Below are 15,429 nucleotides of genomic sequence, written 5' to 3'. Positions count from 1 at the left end.
TGCCCTCATAGGCCGATTTGATTCCACGAACGGGATATGCTGCATCGCGAATTGTATCGGACCCAATGCCCTCCGCCGGCAACCGGTGGACACGGATTGAGCATGAGTGAACAGATCGGCAGCGGAATCGAAGTATGCATCGTCGAGGACGATGAAGACCTCCGCGAGGAAATCTCGCTGGCACTGCGCCGCATGGGCTTTGGGGTCCGTGCGCTCGCCGGTTCGCGCGACCTGTACCTGGCGCTCCTGCAGGCACCCTGCGATGTGCTGGTGCTCGATCTCAATCTGCCCGGTGAGGATGGCTTCACCATCATCGAGCGGCTCAGGGGGCTGCTGTCGGCGGGCATCCTGGTGCTCACCGCGCGCAGCGGTACCGACGATCTGGTGCGTTGCCTGACCAGTGGCGCGGATGCCTATCTGGTCAAGCCGGTGGATTTCCGCGAACTGGCCGCCAATATCGTCAGCCTGAGCCGGCGGGTGCGCGAGGCGCACCCCTCCTCCGCCCCCGCCATGCCCACCGTGCTCACCTGGCAGCTCGCGGGCGACGGCTGGAGTCTGGTGGGGCCGCAGGGCCGGCGGGTGGCGCTGACCGCTTCCGAGCGCATCCTGCTCCAGCTTCTTTTCGAACAGGCCAATACCGCGGTGCGGCGCGACGTCATCATCTCGGCCCTGGGTCACCAGCCCGACTACTACCTCGACCACCGGCTCGACATGCTGGTCAGCCGCCTGCGCCGCAAGGTGCAGGAGGCCGTCGGCACCCCGCTGCCGCTCAAGGCCGTGCGTGGTGTGGGTTTCATGCTGTCGCCGCGCGAGCACTGAGCGCCGCTGCTCCCGCCTTTTCTTCCCTTTGTGCCTGTTTTCCGCCCGCGTTGCGCGAGGCGGCTCGATGGCATGCACTTGTCTTGATGCCCAGCAGCCTTGTTCGCCCCTGGGAGTGTGTCGGTGAAAAGTTGTTAAACCATTCTCATCAAATGGATAAATGGGTGCATAAGGTGATTTTCTTGTGAGTAATTGGTTAGTAAGCGCTTGATTTGTTAGTGTTTGTGATGGAGTCCTCTCCTCTTTTTCCCTAGATTCGCCCCGGGTATTCCAGATATTGCAGTGCGGCAGGCGCGTTCTCGTCCGCCCGGACACACGGGGCGGTTCGCGCAGTGGCCAAGGGGACGGGGCATCATCATGAAAGAGGTCATCAGGAGCGGGCGGTCGTGGTGGGCGCGCGCGTGGCGAGGCTGCCTGGTGGGTGGCGTTGCGGGGATGCTGGGCCTGGGCGCCAATGCCGCGCTGGCGCAAACGGCCGATCTCGTGCTCAACCACACGGTCGACCCGGTCAACGTGAGTGCCACGCAGGCGCTGACGATCACCCTGCGGGTGACCAACAACAGCCTGGTCAACGCCTCCCATGGTGTGCGGCTGGTGGATATCCTGCCGGAGAACGCCGCCTACGAGAGCTATACCAGCACCCCGGACCTCGGGAACGTCTGCGTCCACAGCGGTGAGGCGGCCGGCGGCACGCTGACGTGCGAGCTGGGTTCGCTCGGGGCGCAAGAGGAAATCCGCGTCGAGATCGTCGCGCGCATCGCCCAGTCCACGCCGACTTCCGTCTCGAACAGCGCCGAGGTGAGCTCGGACACCACCGATCCTCAACCGGGCAACAACCAGAGTTCCATTCCCATCACGGTTTCCCAAGGCGCCGACCTCGAAATGCAACTGACGGGCAACTCGTCCACGGTGCTGTCGGGCGGCACGCTGAGCTATACCGCTGCCGTGGTCAACCACGGTCCGGACGCCGCGAGTGGGGTGACGGCGGCGATCACCCTGGCGGACCATTTCCAGCGTACCGGCAGTCTGCCGGCGGGCTGCTCCCAGGCCGGACAGGTGGTGACCTGCGTGCGCGGTAGCGCGCTGGGGGTCGGGCAAACGTGGTCCATCGGCAACATCACGGGCCAGGTGACCCTGGTCGGCGGCAGTGATCTCTCTTCCAGTGCCGCAGCCAGTTCGACGCTCACGGATGGCCTGCCCGACAACAATACCAGGTCGGTGGCCACGCAAGTGCTGGCGGGCACGGACGTCAGCGTGACGATGAGCCGTACCGGCGGGAGCCCGTTGATCCTCGGCGATGAATTCCAGATTCGCCTCCAGCCTGTATACAGCGGGGGCCAGCCGCAGGGGCTGAGCATGACGGCCGAAATCTCTCCGGCGTTCGAGATTCTCGGGTTCGGTAATCTCAACGGCTGGAACTGCTCCGTTGCCGGCCAGCAGGTTCAGTGCACCCGCGCGAACGGCGGCGGGGCGGACGGCGCCTACAACCACGCCATCGGCCAGGTGCAGGTCAATGTACGGGCCATCGGCTCCGGCACCAACCTGCCCAACAGCGTCATCATTTCGGCCGCGAGCCCGGACGAGGCGAATGCAGCCAACAACAGCGCCAACCTGCCGATATCGGTCGAGGAGCCCGCGCTGACCCTCAACGCGGTCAAGACCGGGCCGGCTGAGCCTTATCACCGGCCCGTGGTCAACGGAGCGACCTTCGAATACGGGCTGCGCGTGCAGAACGCCAGCAACATCGCCTACGCCGGCACCTTGACGATGACCGACGTGATTCCGGCGGGGCTCGAGGTCACCGCGATTACGGAAAACGGGTGGTCGTGCTCGCCGAGTACGCTGGTCGGTGACGGTTCCACCCCCATCATCTGCGAACGGACCTACACCGCGGGAGCCCCCCTCGCGGCGGAAAGCGACACCCCCGAGGTCAGGCTGACGGTGCGGGCCACCCAGGCGGGCACCTATTTCAACCAGATGACGCTCAGCGAATCGTCGACCGGCTACCCGGCGAACACGGGCACCGTGCTGGCGAGCGCGCCCGCGATCCATGCGTCCACCGATTCCCACGACCTGAGCATCGTCAAGACCGGGGACGCCACCGTCGTGGCCGGCGATGTGCTGGAGTACAAGCTGGAGATCGTCAATAGCAGTGCGACGACGGCGCTGGACGTCCGCGTGACCGACACGTTTAGCGAGTTGTTTACCGGCGGCGGGGCGGGTGTGAACGGGTTTGAAGGGGCCTCGGTCGTTTCCGGCCTCGCCACCGGCGCTTCCTGCGAGAACGCAGGAAGCGCCAATGTTGGCAACCGTATCCTGAGCTGCGGTTTCGCAAGCGTTCCCCAATGTACCCAGGGCAGCAATTGCCCGGTCATCACCGTCCTGGTGCGGCCGCTGGGCAGCGCCACGGGGAACAATCTGTCTCGCGTCAACACCGCGACGGCCCATGCCTACGGCTCTTCGGAAAGCAACTACACCAACAACTCGGATTCGCACACCACCACCGTCACGCCGCTGGCGGACGTCACGGTGACGAAGAACCATGCGTTCACCGAGCATCCGGATCAGCCCGGCAGCATTCCGGCAGGCACTGAACTGACGTATACGGTCACCGTGACCAACCTGCTGGCGGGCGCATCCGGGGCCGCCAGCGTGCAGATGGTCGATACGCTGCCGGCGAATGTGACCTACCTGTCGACGCAGACCTCCGCGGGAAGCTGCAGCGCCCAGGCGAGTCCGGGCGACACGATCGTTACCGGGAGCAATGACCAGGTGACGTGCTCCTGGGCCTCCATCCCCCGCAATGGATCGCACGCGGTCACCATCAAGGTACGGCCGAATCACGGTACGCAGGGCGACACGCTGACCAACGCGGCCGTGGTCAGTACGACCACGCCGGAAATTTCCGGCCATGCAAGCAATTCGACGACCCTGGATACGCCGGTGGCCAACGCCCGGGTCGATCTGCAGGTCACGCAAAGCGACTCCCCCGACCCAGTGACCGAAGGATCGGAAGTCACCTACACCCTGACGGTGCGCAACAATGGCCCGTCGGTGGCGGAAGGCGTGACCCTGTACGATTTCCTGCCGACCGAGGGACTGAGCTTCAAGTCGGTAACGCCACCGTCGGGTACCACCTGCTCGACTGCGCCGGGCGAAGGGGCTTTCGGCAGCGGCACTCCGCCGGCCGATCCGGGGGCGCTGAACGGTGCCTGGAACGCGAGTCTGGGCAATGCGGATCTGATCTGCGAACTCGGCCTGTTCCAGGTCAACGATAGCAAGACCGTCACGGTGGTGTTCACCGCCGAGCAGAAAGGCGTGTGGCCGAACCGTCTGGCCATCGCACGTTCCGATGAGCACCGCTCATCGATTGCGGACCCGGTGCCGGCCAACGACTTCCACGGTGAGAACACCACGGTGCGCAGCCTGGCCGACATGGCGGTGAGCAAAACCGTCGATCCGGCCATTGTGTCGCTGCGCCAGCCGTTCGATTTCACGGTTGACGTGACGAACAACGGCCCCGGCACGGCGTACGCCGCCGCATTGAGCGACACGCTGCCGGCGGGCATGAAGCTGACTGACGCGCCGACGATTCAGGTCATCAGCGGCACGTTCGATCCGCCGGTACCCAGTTGCTCCGTTACCGCCGGTGACGGGGGGTTCACCTGCGATCTGGGCGACGTGCCGATCAACGCCAGTGCGCGCGTCACTGTTCCCGTGCTCGTGGATGAATGGCCGGCCGGCGTTTCCGGCACGCAGACGGTATTGACCAATACCGCCGTGGTCAGCGTGGACCCGGATCAGACCGTCGATAACGTCACATCCAACAATTCCGACGACGCGTCCGTCACCGTGCAGCGTTCCAGCATCGCTGGCCGGGTCTATGAAGACAGCAACTTCAACGGCGCATACGGCGCCGGCGAACCCGGCATCCAGGGCGTCCAACTGCGCCTGACCGGCACCGACGTCCACGGCAATGACGTCGACGTCACCACCACCACGGCGGCCAACGGCACCTTCACCTTCCAGAACCTGTCCCCGGCCGACGTCGACGGCTACACCATCACGCAGACACAGCCGACGGGCTGGCTGGACGCCTACGAGACCGTCGGTACAGCCAACGGCTCTGCGGCGAATACCGGTTTCGACGGCACGCCTGAAAACAACCGCATCACCGCCATTCCACTCGCCGCCAACACCGCCGCCACCGGCTACAACTTCGGCGAAGTGCGCGCCGGCAACCTGGAAGGCTGGGTGTTCGTCGACGGCAATGCCAACGGCACGCGCGATGCGGGCGAAACCGCCGGCCTGCCCGGCCTGACGGTGCGGCTGGCGGGGACCGACTACACCGGGGCAGCGGTGGACACGACGGTGCAGACCGCCGTTGCCGGACATTATCTGTTCGAAAACGTCCTGCCCGGCACCTACACCGTGACCCAGGTGGACCTGCCGGGCGGCATGACCTACACCGGCACCCAGGTCGGCACGGTGAACACGAATCCGTCCGGCGCGCTGGACGGCGGCGGCCCGCCGCAGGGCGTGCAGAACATCGCGCTGCTCTCCAACGGTTCCGGTACCAACTACAACTTCGGCTGGAGCGGCCAGGGTCTGGGCGGGCGGGTGTACGTCGACCTCGACAAGAGCGGCGTGCACAGCGCCGGAGACCGGCCGCTGGCCGGGGTGACGGTCACCCTGTCCGGCACGACGGCGGGCGGGCTGAACGTATGCGACGCGATCTCGCCGCAGCCTTGCACCACGACCACGGCTGCCGACGGCACCTACAATTTCCCCAACCTGCCGGCCAGCAACGGTAGCGGCTACACGCTGACCCAGCAGGCGCAGACCGTGGGGGTCCTGCGGGACTACAGCGCAGGCCCGATCAATGTGGGCAACGTCAACGGCGGGCCGGTCGGTTCGGTGGGCGCCAATGCGATCACCGGCGTGGTCATCGGCGTGGGCGAGAGCGGGGCCGGCTACGACTTCGGCCACCTGGCCGGCTCGCTGTCCGGCACGGTCTGGCACGACCAGGACCGCGACGATACGCGGGACGCCGGCGAACCCGGCCTGGCCGGCGTGACGCTGACGCTGAGCGGCACGACGCAGCACGGCCTGGACGTGTGCACGGTCATCGGCGCCGCCGCATGCACGGTGCAGACCAATGCCGACGGCAGCTACAGCTTCCCCAACCTGCCCGCGAGCGGCGCCGGCGGCTACACGCTGGTGCAGACCCAGCCGGTGGACTATCTGGCGAGCGTCACCTCGCCGGGCAGCGCCGGCGGCACGGCAGGTGAATCCGCCGGCAACCGGCAGGTGAGCGGCATTGCACTGGGTGTCGGGGAGGACGGTACGGACTACCTGTTCGGCCACGTCACCGGCAGCCTCAGCGGCTACGTCTACCACGACCACGCGGCGGACGGCACGCGCGACCCCGGCACCGATACGGGCCTGGCGGGCGTGACGGTCACGCTGTCGGGCACCACGGGCTCGGGGGCGGATGTGTGCGCCTTCATCGCGCCCGCCAGCTGCACCGCGACCACCGACGCCAATGGCCGCTACGTCTTCCCGACGCTGCCCAACGGCACCTACACCCTGACCCGCGGCCCCGCGCCGGAGCACTACCAGGACAAGTGCGCGGCGCCCGGCCTGCTGCCGGACGCTTCGGCGCACGCCGACTGCACGGCGCCGGGCCACACGCCGCAGGTGATCCCCTCCGTGCCGTTCGCGGTCGATCCGGCCGAGGCCGAGGCGCACACCGAGTTCAACTTCAGCCTGGTCAAGCCGGCCAGCATCGGCGGGCGGGTCTACCTGGACGTGGATGACAACGGCGAGTACGACCCCGGCGAAGAGCAGGGCGGGGTGACGGTGACCCTGACCGGCATCGACGACCAGGGCAACCCGGTCAATGAGTCCGTGACCACCAACCCGGACGGCACCTACGCATTCACCAACCTGCGGCCGTCCGGCCCGGGGGGCTACACCATCGAGCAGACGCAGCCGCCCGGCTACGGCGAGTTCACCGACAACGGCAACTTCCCCGGCACGGTGAATGGCGTCCCGAGCGGCACGTCGGACGGCCCCAACCGGATCACCGGCGTGGTGCTGCCTTCCGAAGGGGGCGAGGGGGTCGGCTACGACTTCCGCGACCAGCCTTCCTCGTTGCGCGGCTTCGTCTACCTGGACGTCAACGATGACGGCGCCAAGGGCTCCGGCGAGCCGGGGCTGGCGGGCGTGACCGTGCATCTGAGCGGCACCGACGCCAATGGCGACCCGGTAGAGCGGACGACGACGACCGCAGCGGACGGCGCGTTCGAATTCACCGGCCTGCGCAGCGGCACCTACATGCTGCAGCAGGACCATCCGGCCGGGTATCTGGACGGCCGGGAGACGGCCGGCACGATCAGCGGCGTTCCGGTCGGCAGCGTCGACAACACCGCTTTCGGTCCCCAGCCCGAATACAACCGCATCACCGCCATCACGCTGGGCCTGGCCGAACACGGTGTGGACTATCTGTTCGGCGAGGGCGGCGGCTTCATCACCGGCCATGTGTACGTCGATGCCAACGACGACGGCCAGATGGGCGGCGGCGAAGCGGGGCTGGCGGGCGTCGTCGTGTACATCGAAGGCACCATCGACGGCGGTGCGGATTTCGCCACCTCGCGGGGCTGCTCCGTCACGCCGGCCAACTGCCAGGCGACCACCGGCGCGGACGGTTCCTTCCGCTTCGACGGCATTCCGCCCGGGACCTACCAGCTCCGCAAGATGCAGGAGCAGGTCAACCTGCTCTACGAGACCGGCGGCCATCCGGACTACCGCGACGGCCGGGAAACCACCGGGGTGGCCGGCGGCACGGTGAACAACGAGCACTTCGGCTCGCAGCCGGTGTTCAACACCATCGCGGACATCGCCGTGACCCCCGCCAACCTGGCGGCCCACAACGGCGAGATCGGCGGTTACCTGTTCGGCGTGGTGCCGCAGGCGCCGGCCTCCGGCCCGCTGGCGGTGGTGCCGCCGGTGGTCAGCGGCTACGTCTATCTGGACGTGAATCACAGCCGGGTCCGTCCGGACGATCCGCAATCCGATTCCCGCGTGGAGGGGTGGACGGTGACGCTGACCGGGCAGAACCTGCTGACCGGCCAGGATGAAACCATCTGCCAGGTGCAGACCAACGCATTCGGTTTCTACCGCTTCGACAACGTCGAATGCCATGCGGCGGGCTTCACCCAGTGGGCCAACGGCCTGCCGGTCAGCGACGGCACCGCCTACGGCAATTTCTCGATCTCCTTCCAGGGCGAGAACGGCATCACCACGTTGCCGCAATCGGGCGGCCAGGCCGGCCAGGTGGATGGGGCCAGTGCGCGCATCATCAACCTGACGCTGCCGCCGGGCGCGGACATCGTCGAGCAGAACCTGCCGCTGGACCCGTCCGGGGTGGTGTATGACGCCATTACCCGCGAGCCGGTGCCCGGCGCGGTGGTGACGCTGCTCAGCGGCGGCACCCCCGTACCCGAGGCGTGCCTGGTGGGCGGCAACCCGGTGGTCACCGGGGCGGACGGCTTCTACGAGTTCTGGATCTTCGCCGGCGCCGGTTGCCCCGGCAGTGGCGAGTACACCATCGAGATCGGTTCTCCGCCGGGCTACGCGCCGGGGCCGTCGACGATGATCCCCGCGCAGACGGTACCGCTGACGCCGGGGTTCGGCGGCGTTCATCCGGTGCAGCCGCAACTGACCGCGCCGGGCGCGAGCGAAGACACCACGCACTACATGGTGTTCCAGCTCACGCTCACCGGAGACCCGGCGACCAGTTCGTCGAACGTGGTGAACAACCACATTCCGCTCGATCCGCTGCTGGGCGGGGCGATCCGCATCGTCAAGACCACCCCGCTGGTCAACGTGAGCAAGGGGCAGGCGGTGCCCTACACGATCACCGCGACCAACACGCTGTCCGCGCCGTTGCACAACATCGCGGTGACCGATCAGATTCCCGCGGGTTTCCGCTACCGCAGCGGCAGCGCTTCGGTGCGCGATGGCGATGCGGTGGGCTTCGTGCCCGTCGAACCCGCGGTCAACGGGCGCCTGCTGAGCTGGGCCGGGCAGACCTTCCTGCCGGGCGAGACGAAGACGTATCGCCTGGTGCTGATGGTCGGCGCGGGCGTCGGCGAGGGTGAGTTCACCAACAATGCGTGGGCGATCAACACCCTGGCCAGCGAGCGGGTCTCCAACATCGGCCAGGCCACCGTGCGCATCATCCCCGACCCGTTGTTCGACTGCTCGGACATCATCGGCACGGTGTTCGACGACCGCAACGCCAACGGCTACCAGGATCAGGGCGAGCCGGGCATTCCCAACGTGCGGGTGGTCACCGCGCGCGGTCTGCTGGTGACCACCGACGCGGAAGGCCGCTTCCACGTGCAGTGCGCGGACATTCCGCAGCGCGACCGGGGCAGCAACTTCGTCATGAAGCTCGACGAACGCACCCTGCCGTCCGGCTTCCGGGTGACGACCGAGAACCCGCGCGACGTGCGGGTGACGCGCGGCAAGATGGTCAAGCTCAACTTCGGCGCCACCATCCACAAGGTGTACCGCATCGAGCTGGATGCACGCGCCTTCGCCGCCGACGGCGACGGACTGCTGCCCGAATGGGCGGATCGCCTGGCCCAACTGGTGCCGGCCATGCTGGAACGCCCGAGCGTGGCGCGCCTGGCCTACGCCACCGGCGAGGAGGGCGAGGGTGTCGCCAAGCGCCGCCTGAAGGCCCTGGAAGGCGAACTGCTGCGCCTGTACCGCGAGCACGAGCGCCGCGACGGCAAGGAGGACAGACCCCCGTTAATTGTGGAACACGAAGTCATGGGCGCCGTGCTGCGCGCCGAAGGAGGCCGGCAATGAAGCGCCCCGCGATGAACCTGAAGCGTTCGGTGGCCGCCACGCTGGCCGCCCTTGGAGCCCTGGCCGCCGCGCATGCCGCAGCGCAGGAGGAACACCCCGGCAAGCGCATCGACAACGCGCGCAGCGAAAGCCGCGCGGTGCCCGCGCCGGGTGAATGGCAGCCGGTGATTGCGTACGAACTGCCGTCCTCGGTTTCGCGTGCCGATGCGCAGGCCATGCTGGCCGCGCAGGCGCCGGCCGAGCCGCCGCAGATGGCCGAGACCCTGTCCGAAAGCGGCATCGGCGCGCTGTTCGAATCCGGCCAGGCCGATCTGCTGCCGGCCGCGCGCAGCGCGCTCGACGCGCTGGCCGCGCGGGTGCAGGACAAGCAGGCCCTGCGCATGCGCGTGGTCGGCCATGCCGACACCCAGCGCCCCAGTGCACGTACCCGTGCGCGCTTCGGCAACAACCAGGGGCTGTCGGAAGCGCGCGCGCTGGTGGTTGCGCAGTATCTGCGCGAACGCATCGGCCTGCCCGCCGACGCGGTGGAAGTGCGCGGCTACGGCGACGAACGCCCGGTGGCCAGCAACGACAATGAAGAAGGCATGGCACAGAACCGCCGCGTGGAAATCGCCGTGTGGCATACCCCGCTGGCGGCGCCCGCGCCGCGCGTGCCGGGGCCGTGCGAGGCCGATGGGCAGACTGATCTGCCCTTCCGCGTCACCGTCGATGGCCAGCCGCTGGCCGCCGGCGAGGACATCAACGAGGCCGACCGCCAGCGCTGCGTCGACGTGGCCCTGGCCGGCGCCGACATCCAGGTGAAGTACGACAGCCTGGCGGCCAACCCGGCGCTCAACGTGTGGCCCACCACCGAGGTGGCCCTGCAAGGCGAAACCGTGCGCTTCGCCGGATGGACCAACTACGCCGCGTGGATCCGCAAGGCCGAGGTGCGCGTGTTCCGCCACGACGAACGGCCCACCGCCACGCCGCTCGCGGTGCTGCCGCTGGCCTGGGGCGAGACCGCCGAATGGCTCGTGCCCACCGGCTCCACCGACGGCTACCGCTACCTGCTGCGGGTGTATGACGAACAGGGGCGCTACGACGAGACCGCCGAAAAGTACCTGGAGGTGGTGGCCCGCCGCCGCCCGCACGACGACCTCGACAGCGAGGCGCGCGAGGCATTGGTGGGCTGGGGCGAGAACGCCCTGTCGCTGCGCAACATCCCGGTGCGCGGCGGCACCATCACGGTCAGCGGGCGCGACGTGGCGCCCGGCAGCACTGTGCGCACGCTGGGCATGACCGTGCCGCTGGGCGACAACGGGCGCTTCGTCGAACGCCAGATCCTGCCCGCCGGCCCGCATGGCGTGGAAGTGCAGGTGAGCGGCCCGGACGGCGACGTCGCCAGCTTCCGCCGCAACGTGTCGATTCCCACCGACGACTGGTTCTACATCGCCATCGCCGACCTCACCGTGGGGCGCAATGTGGTCAACCACCGCGACCGCGCCGAACTGGTCACCGGGGACGACCGCACGTACCGCAACGAAACCTACATCGACGGGCGCGGCGCCTTCTACCTGAAGGGCAAGATCAAGGGCGAATGGCTGCTCACCGCCGCCGCCGACACGCGCGAACAGCCCTTCGAGCACCTGTTCACCAACTTCACCTCCAAGGACCCGCGCTACCTGCTGCGCAACATCGACCCGGACGCCTACTATCCGGTGTACGGCGACGACAGCACCACGGTGGATGACGCGCCCACCCAGGGCAAGTTCTACGTGCGCCTGGAGCGCGGCGACTCCCACGTGATGTGGGGCAACTTCCAGACTGCATGGACCGGCAGCGAACTGGTGCAGTACTCGCGCGGCCTGTACGGCGCGCGCGGGCGCTACGTCTCGGAGGCCGCCACCGGCTTCGGCGAACGCCGCACGCGCGCCGAACTGTTCGCCGCCGATCCCGGCACGCTGGGCGCGCGCCAGGAATTCCGCGGCACCGGCGGCTCGCTGTACTACCTGCGCAACCAGGACATCACCCAGGGCTCCGAGCGCATCTGGGTGGAAGTGCGCGACCGCGATTCCGGCCTGGTCATCGAGCGCCGCCAGCTCACCCCGGCGTTGGACTACGACATCAACTACCTGCAGGGCCGCATCATGCTGCGCGAGCCGCTGTCGTCCACCGGCAGCGCCAGCGGGTTGGTGCATACCTCGGCGATCAGCGGCAACCCGCTGTATCTGGTGACCACCTACGAGTACGTGCCGGGTATGGAGAAGGTGGACAACCTGACCACCGGCCTGCGCGCCACGCACTGGATCAACGACTGGTTCCGCCTGGGCTTCACCGGCTTCCGCCAGGGCGAGGGCGATACCCGCCAGACGCTTTCCGGCGTGGATGTGCTGCTGCGCGCCGGCCAGGGCAGTTCGCTGGCCGTCGAACTGGCGCGCTCCACCGGCGCCGGCAGCCAGACCCTGCTGTCCTCCGACGGCGGCTTCGGCTTCGAATCGCTGACCAGTTCGGGCGGCCAGGCCGACGCCCGGCGCGTGGAAGGCCACCTCGATCTCGCCGATTTCAGCGACAGCGCGCGCGGCCGGGTCGCTGCCTACTGGCAGAAGAAGGACAGCGGCTTCTCCGGCCCCGGCCAGATCGGCCTGGGCGCGGGCGGCGAGGGCATCACCCAGTCCGGCGCCAGCGCGCGGATCGATGTGGGCGAAAGCGGCGAACTGAGCGTCAAGGCCGACCACAGCAAGAGCGACGTGCAACTGCGTTCCACCGCCGAGGTCGGCTACCGCCATCAACTCAACGAGGAATGGGCGGTGGCCGGCGCGGTGCGCCACGACGAGCGCGACCTGCGCACCCAGGGCGTGATCGTCAGCAGCGAACTCTCCGAGGAAGGCGAGCGCACCGACGTGGCCGTGCGCGTCGAATACCAGCCGCTGAAGGAAGACGGCGAGGCCGGCGAGCGCGAGGACTGGGAAGTGTACGGCTTCGTGCAGGGCACCGTGGCCAAGTCCGGCGAGCGCCGCGACAACAACCGCGCCGGCCTGGGCGGGCGCTGGCAGGCCACCGACCGCATCGGCCTGCGCGCCGAGGCCTCCGGCGGCAACGGCGGCACGGGCGGGCTGCTCGGTGCGGATTACCGCATCTCCGACCGCAGCAACGCCTACATGAACTACGTGCTGGAAACCGAGGGCACGGACTACGGCTGGCGCGGCCGCACCGGCAGCCTGGTCACCGGCGCGGACTACCGGGTCAGCGAGCAGGTGCGCGTGTACGGCGAGAACCGCGTCGCCCACGGCGCCGGCCCGCAGGGGCTGACCCAGGCCTTCGGCGTGGATCTGGCGCCCAACGACCGCTGGACCTACGGCCTCAAGCTGGAATTCGGCCGCATCAGCGAACCGCTTTCCAGCGACGTGCGCCGCCGCGCGCTGGGCCTGTCGATGGCCTACAAGGACGCGCAGACCAAGTACGCCGGCAGCCTGGAATACCGCGAGGACAACAACTCCTCCGGCACCGGGCGCACCTGGCTGATGCGCAACACCCTGGGCCACCAGCTCGACCCGGCCTGGCGGCTGATCGGCAAGGCCAACGTCTCGCGCAGCAGCGGCACGCGCGGCATGTTCTGGGACGGCGACTTCCACGAGATCGTCCTCGGCGCGGCCTACCGTCCGGTGGACAACGACCGCTGGAACACGCTGTTCAAGTACACCAACTTCCACAACGTGCCGTCCTCCGGGCAGTTGTCCGCCAGCGGGCGCGACGCCGACTACTCGCAGCGCAGCCAGGTGTTCGCCATCGACACCATCTGGGACGCCCAGCCCTGGCTGTCGCTGGGCGTGAAGTACGGCCTGCGCATCGGCGACATCAAGTTCACCAACCCGGACAGCGAGTGGTTCCGCAGCCGCGCCGACCTGCTGGTGCTGCGCGCGGACTGGCACTTCGTGCGCGAGTGGGACGCGGTGGTGGAATGGCGCAACCTGCGCGCCAAGGAAGCCGAGGACGCGCGCGCCGGCGCCCTGGTGGCGATCTACCGGCACGTCGGCCAGCACGTCAAGATGGGGGTGGGCTACAACTTCACCACCTATTCGGACGATCTCACCGATCTGTCCTACCGCAGCCGGGGCTGGTTCTTCAACGTGCTGGCCACGTTCTGACGGCGCTTCCCGGCGACGGGATGGAGACGGCGGCGCGGCAACGCGCCGCCGTCTTGCCGTTTACACGCGCGGCGTTTCCGCCAGAAAACGCTCCAGCTGCGGATGCGCGGCGAACGCCACGTTGAAGCGCAGCCACGGGCTGGCCTGGGTCTGCGGGCGGAACACCTTGCCCGGCGCCAGCATGATGCCGGCGGCGGCCGCGCGGGTGGCGAGATCCGCCGCGTCGTCCAGGCCGGGCGGGCGCGCCCACACGAACACGCCGCCCTTGGGTTCCAGGAACACCTCCATGCCCACGCGCTCCAGCATGCGCAGACAGGCCTGGGTGGCCTGCGCCAGCCGGCCCTGCAGGCGCTCCACGTACTTGCGGTAGTGGCCGTCGGTGAGCATCTGGTAGGTGAGCTGCTCGTTGAATTCCGACGAGCTCACGCTGGTCAGGGTCTTCACGTCGACGAATTCGGCCGCCAGATCGGCGCGCGCCGCCAGATAGCCCACGCGCAGGCTGCCGGACAGGGTCTTGGAGAAGCTGCCGATGAAGATCACCCGGTTGAGCTGGTCCAGGTTGGCCAGCCGCGTGCTGAGCTGCGGCTGGAAGTCGGCATAGACGTCGTCCTCGATGATGTGGAAGTCGTGCTTCTCGGCCAGTTGCAGGATGCGGAAGGCCTTGGCCGGCGAGAGGTTGCCGCCGGTGGGGTTGTGCAGCGCGGACTGGGTGAACAACACCTTGGGGCGGTGGTGGGCGAGCAGGGCCTCCATCTCCGCCGTGTCCGGCCCATCCGCCAGGCGCGGCACGCCGACCAGCTTGGCGCCCTGCAGACGCAGATTGCCGAAGAAGTTGAAGTAGCCGGGGTCGTCCACCAGCACCGTGTCCCCCGGCTTGATCAGGTGGCGGGCGACGATGTCCAGCGCGCGCGTGGCGCCTTCGGTGAGCACGATCTGCTCGGGCTGCGCGCCGATGCCGTATTCCGCCAGCTTCACCTGCAACTGCTGGCGCAGCGGCAGATAGCCCTGCGCCGTGCCGTAGGCCGCCAGGCGAGCGTCCGCCCGCCGCGACAGCGCGCGCAGGTGGCGGCGCAGGCCTTCGCCGTCCATCCATTCGGCCGGCAGCCACCCGGTACCCGCCTTGATCTGCCCGGGGCGGTCGTCCAGCGCGCGGCGCATCACCCAGGCCACATCCACCGCGCGGTCCACCGGTGCCGGCAGGCGGCTTTCTTCCCGTTCGCGGCGTGGCGCCACATAGAAGCCGGAGCCGCGCCGCGAACGCAGATAACCCAGCGCCACCAGCCGGTCGTAGGCCTCCACCACGGTGAAGCGGCTCACCCCCTGGGTTTCCGCCAGCCGGCGGATCGGCGGCACGCGCATGCCGGGGCGCAGGATGCGGTCCTCGATCTGCGCGCGGATGCCGCCGACGATCTGTTCGACGAGCGGCGTCGGCTGGCCGTGTTCCAGACTCAGTTGCAGCATGGCGGAATCCCTGCTTTCTACGTGGATATTCGATGAATTGTCAGGAAGTGTCTGGTTCATGGATGGTTATTGTCAAGGCGGGCGCATCGGCGTGCTCAAGGAGGCGGGATGATCTCCAGAAAAGAGGTGACAAGGCCCCGCG

At 68.3% G+C, this 15,429-nt stretch carries 4 protein-coding genes; 3 read left to right on the top strand and 1 reads right to left on the bottom strand.

Translation table 11 applies throughout. The features are described from left to right. The first annotated feature begins 102 nt into the window (after positions 1-102). From E6C76_RS20005 to E6C76_RS19995, 3 genes are all read left to right on the top strand, one after another. On the top strand, positions 103-819 hold the full coding sequence (locus E6C76_RS20005) for a response regulator transcription factor (protein ID WP_168734391.1): 717 nt from the start codon (positions 103-105) through the stop codon (positions 817-819). 357 nt (positions 820-1,176) lie between these two features. Further along, the gene (locus E6C76_RS20000) at positions 1,177-9,702 is read left to right on the top strand and encodes an SdrD B-like domain-containing protein (protein ID WP_136350023.1); all 8,526 of its coding nucleotides are present in this window, start codon (positions 1,177-1,179) and stop codon (positions 9,700-9,702) included. Then, positions 9,699-13,826: an OmpA family protein gene (locus tag E6C76_RS19995; RefSeq protein ID WP_211090296.1), complete on the top strand. Its 4,128-nt coding sequence runs from the start codon at positions 9,699-9,701 to the stop codon at positions 13,824-13,826. The genes E6C76_RS20000 and E6C76_RS19995 overlap by 4 nt, the downstream gene beginning before the upstream one ends. 60 nt (positions 13,827-13,886) lie before the next feature. Here E6C76_RS19995 and E6C76_RS19990 read toward each other — a convergent pair whose 3' ends face one another. Then, complete coding sequence (locus E6C76_RS19990; RefSeq protein WP_136350022.1) at positions 13,887-15,287, bottom strand: aminotransferase-like domain-containing protein; 1,401 nt, start codon at positions 15,285-15,287, stop codon at positions 13,887-13,889. Positions 15,288-15,429: the final 142 nt, after the last annotated feature.

Source organism: Pseudothauera nasutitermitis, assembly GCF_004801295.1.
Classification (GTDB): Bacteria; Pseudomonadota; Gammaproteobacteria; order Burkholderiales; family Rhodocyclaceae; genus Pseudothauera; species Pseudothauera nasutitermitis.
Note: the sequence above shows the minus strand (reverse complement) of the source record. Positions and strands in the feature narration are given on the sequence as shown.

Excerpts from the sequence above, each read along its gene's own strand:
- E6C76_RS20005 (WP_168734391.1), top strand. The coding sequence starts at position 103 with ATGAGTGAACAGATCGGCAGCGGAATCGAAGTATGCATCGTCGAGGAC.
- E6C76_RS19990 (WP_136350022.1), bottom strand. The coding sequence starts at position 15,287 with ATGCTGCAACTGAGTCTGGAACACGGCCAGCCGACGCCGCTCGTCGAA.
- E6C76_RS19995 (WP_211090296.1), top strand. The coding sequence starts at position 9,699 with ATGAAGCGCCCCGCGATGAACCTGAAGCGTTCGGTGGCCGCCACGCTG.
- E6C76_RS20000 (WP_136350023.1), top strand. The coding sequence starts at position 1,177 with ATGAAAGAGGTCATCAGGAGCGGGCGGTCGTGGTGGGCGCGCGCGTGG.